General features: G+C 74.7%; 3 protein-coding genes and 1 pseudogene. 3 read left to right on the forward strand and 1 reads right to left on the reverse strand.

Annotation, left to right across the window (positions count from 1 at the left end; genetic code table 11):
- Positions 1–168: 168 nt before the first annotated feature.
- Positions 169–315, forward strand: a pseudogene (locus tag ACFW2E_RS43570) (alginate lyase); the annotation flags it as partial.
- Positions 316–443: 128 nt separating this feature from the next.
- Positions 444–902 (forward strand): acyl-CoA thioesterase, encoded by a 459-nt coding sequence (locus ACFW2E_RS43575; protein WP_384476738.1) that lies wholly within the window; start codon positions 444–446, stop codon positions 900–902.
- Here ACFW2E_RS43575 and ACFW2E_RS43580 read toward each other — a convergent pair.
- On the reverse strand, positions 862–2,076 hold the full coding sequence (locus tag ACFW2E_RS43580) for an MFS transporter (protein WP_384476741.1): 1,215 nt from the start codon (positions 2,074–2,076) through the stop codon (positions 862–864). The genes ACFW2E_RS43575 and ACFW2E_RS43580 overlap by 41 nt on opposite strands.
- Before the next feature lie 122 nt (positions 2,077–2,198).
- On the opposite strand from ACFW2E_RS43580, the gene ACFW2E_RS43585 reads away from it, so the two are divergent.
- Positions 2,199–3,407: an ROK family transcriptional regulator gene (locus ACFW2E_RS43585; protein WP_384476744.1), complete on the forward strand. Its 1,209-nt coding sequence runs from the start codon at positions 2,199–2,201 to the stop codon at positions 3,405–3,407.
- Positions 3,408–3,490 lie beyond the last annotated feature (83 nt).

Below are 3,490 nucleotides of genomic sequence, written 5' to 3' on the forward strand. Positions count from 1 at the left end.
CACGGGCGGGGGCGGGGGGGTGCCCCCCTCGGCGTGCAGCTTCCAGCGCACGCCGAGATCCATGGTGAGGGTTCGCTTTCTCTGTACATGAAGACGGTCCGGACCATTGTCAGGGGTACCTGGCGGTTCGTGGCTCACTTGGTCCTACTCGTGAACTGCGTTCACGTATGGGCGGCGAGCGACGTCGTCCACGCGGCCGCCGGTGCGGGCGACGCGGCAGCGAAGAAGGCGGTCCCGCGGCTCCGGGCGCCGCCCGGCGGTGACCTCTGGGTGCTGCGTCCCGCCGCCGAGCAGGTCGACTCGATCGCGGGCTGACCAGGGGGCTTCCAGGCCGGAACTCCTGAGCGCTCGCTTAGTATGGGGTGTACCAACCGCCCCGCCCTCCCCCAAGCGCTCGACTGCGCTCGAGCAGGGGGTACCCCCATCGCCCAGGAGCCCCTCCCGTGACCGCCGAAGCCCCGATCGCCCCCGCCCTGTCGTACGGCCGGCTGATACCCGTCACCGTCCACTTCGACGACCTCGACGCGCTCGGGCTGCTCCACAACGCCCGCTACCCGCTGATGGTCGAGCGCGCCTGGACCCAGCTGTGGAACGAGCGCGGCGTCCGCTTCGACGGCGACTGGGAGGCCGCGGGCGACGCCTGCAACGCGGTCAAGGAGCTGCGGATCGGCTACGAGGCACCGGTGACCCGGCCGGGCGCCTACGCGGTCCACCTCTGGCTGGAGCGGCTCGGCAACACCGGTCTGACCTACGGCTTCCGCTTCTGTTCGACCGACGGAGCGGTGACCTACGCGCACGGCACCCGCGTCCTGGTCCGGCTGGACGCGGCGACGCTGCGCCCCGCGCCGTGGAGCGAGGGTTTCAGGGCCGCGGGTCGGGAACTGCTGCGGCCCGCGGACTGACCTCGGCCCGCGCACCGCGCTCGCCGGTGCGCAGCACGCCCGCGAAGACCACGAGCCCGCACGCCAGCGCGGCGACCAGCGCGAACGACACCACCAGGCTCGTAGCCTGCGCCACCCCGCCGATCAGGCTCGGGGCGATCAGGCCGGAGGTGTAGGTGATCGTCGCCACGCCCGCGATGGCCTGGCTGGGGTTCGGGCCGCTGTGCCCGGCCGCCGCGAAGCACAGCGGTACGACCACCGCGATGCCGAGGCCCATCAGCGCGAACCCGGTCATCGCCACCGCCGGATGGCCTGCGACGACGATCAGCAGCCCGCCGAGGACGGCGAGCACGCCGCCCGCGCGCACGGTGCGGACCGCGCCGAATCGGTTCACCATCGTGTCCCCGGCGATCCGGGCCACCGCCATCGTCAGCATGAAGCCGGTCGTCGACGCGGCCGCCAGCCCGGCCGAGCTGTCCAGCCGGTCGCGCAGGAAGACCGCGGACCAGTCCAGGCTGGCCCCCTCGGCGAACACCGCGCAGAAGCCGACCGCGCCGATCAGCAGTGCCGACCGGGGCGGCAGCGCGAACCTCGGCGGCGGCTCCTCGTCCTCGGCCGGCTGGAGGTCGAGCACCCGGCCGGCGGCCAGGACACCCAGAGCCGTCAGCGTGGCCGCCGCCAGCGCGAAGTGCAGACGGGCGTCCGAGCCCAGGTGCGCGGCGAGGGTGCCGGCCCCGGAGCCGATCAGCGCGCCCGCGCTCCACATGCCGTGCAGTCCGGACATGATCGACCTGCCGAGCAGCCGCTCGACCTCGACACCCAGGGCGTTCATGGCGATGTCCGCCATGCCCGCGCTCGCCCCGTAGGCGAACATCGCCAGGCACAGCGTGTACATGTTGGGCGCCAGGGACGGCAGCATCAGGGACAGCGTCCACAGGGCGATCAGCACGCGCAGGGCCGTCCGGCTGCCGAAGCGGTGGCTGATGCGGCCCGCCAGCGGCATCGAGCACGACGCGCCGAAGGCCGTGAAGGCAAGCGCGAAGCCGAGCCGGCCGGCCCCGAGGGAGGCGTGGTCCTGGATCCACGGCACCCGCGTGGCGAACGAACCGGTGACGGCGCCGTGCACGGCGAACACGGCCGCCACTGCGTACCGGGAGCGCCGTACCTCGTGCTGCTCGTAGCCCACGTCCTTCATGGTCCTGCCCCTCCCCGGACGAGTGTCGCCCCGCTGCATCGCCGTAAACTATCAGGGACCCTGCCTGATAGATAGCGAGTTTGTGGCCGGTCCAGGGAACGCCGATCTGGGAGGATCCCGTCATGCCCGCATCACCGAGCACCGCCCGGGCCATCAACGACCGGCTCGCCCTGCGCCTGCTGCAGCAGGAAGGCCCGCTGACGGCAGGGCAGTTGAAACAGCTGACCGGCCTGTCCCGGCCGACCGTCGCCGACCTCGTCGAACGCCTCACGACCTCCGGCCTGATCACGGTGGTCGGGGAGTCGGGCGAACAGCGCCGCGGCCCGAACGCCCGGTTGTACGGCATCGTGGCCGACCGCGCCCACCTGGCCGCGCTCGACGTCCGTACCGAGAGCGTCTCCGTGCTCGTGTCCGATCTGCTCGGGCGGGTGCTCACCGAGGCGTCCGTGCCGATCGGCGGGGACACCGGAACCGGGCCGGCCCTGGAGCAGGCGACGGCGCTGGTGGAGCGGGCGGTCAAGGAGGCCGGGGCCGAGCGGCCGCACACCGTCGGCATCGGCGCGCCGGGGCTCATCGACCCCGCCACGGGGGAGCTGCGCGACTCGGCGGGCCTGCCCGCCTGGCACCGCCGCCTGGTCGCCGCCCTCCAGGAACGCTTCCCCGAGGCCCGTGTCAGCGTCGAGAACGAGACCAACCTCGCGGCCCTGGCCGAGCAGGGGGAGGGGGCCGCCCGGGACCGGGACACCTTCGTCCTCCTCTGGCTGGGTCACAGCCCCGGCGCCGCCGTCGTCCTCGACGGCAGCCTGCGCCGCGGCGCCTCCGGCGGCACCGGCGAGATCGGCTTCCTGCCGGTACCGGGCACGCCCGCCCTGCCCTCGCCCACCGACTGCGAGGGCGGCTACCACTCGCTGGTCGGCGCGGCGGCGGTCGCCGAACTGGCCGCCCAGCACGGGCTGGCGGCGGCGGGGGCGGACCGGGGCACCGCGGCGGCGGTGGTGCGGGATGCGGCCGGATCCGTCGGCGAAGGCGCGGCAACGGACGGCACGGACCCCTCCGCCCGCTTCCTCGACGACCTCGCCGACCGGATCGCGATCGGTGTGGCGTCAGTCGTCGCCATCCTGGACCCCGGTTGCGTGGTCCTCGGCGGCGAGGTCGGGCAGGCCGGGGGAGCGCCGCTCGCGGGGCGCGTGGCGGAACGGATCCGCCGGATGTCACCGCTGGCCACCGAGGTGCGCGCGAGCGGCCTCGGCGGCACGGCCGTACTGCGCGGGGCCCTGCTGACCGCCCGCGAGCGGGCCCAGGACGAGTTGTTCACACCACCCGAGCGCTAGCCCCGGGGGGCCCCGGCGGGGGCGGGGGGCCGGGCCGCCGGCGGGGCGGGGGGCGCGGGGGGGGGCGCGCGCGCGGGGCGCGG

The organism is Streptomyces sp. NPDC058964 (assembly GCF_042741275.1).
Classification (GTDB): domain Bacteria; phylum Actinomycetota; class Actinomycetes; order Streptomycetales; family Streptomycetaceae; genus Streptomyces.

What these genes read in the sequence shown, in the direction of transcription:
- ACFW2E_RS43580 (WP_384476741.1), bottom strand. Translation starts at nt 2,076, where the DNA reads ATGAAGGACGTGGGCTACGAGCAGCACGAGGTACGGCGCTCCCGGTAC.
- ACFW2E_RS43585 (WP_384476744.1), top strand. Translation starts at nt 2,199, where the DNA reads ATGCCCGCATCACCGAGCACCGCCCGGGCCATCAACGACCGGCTCGCC.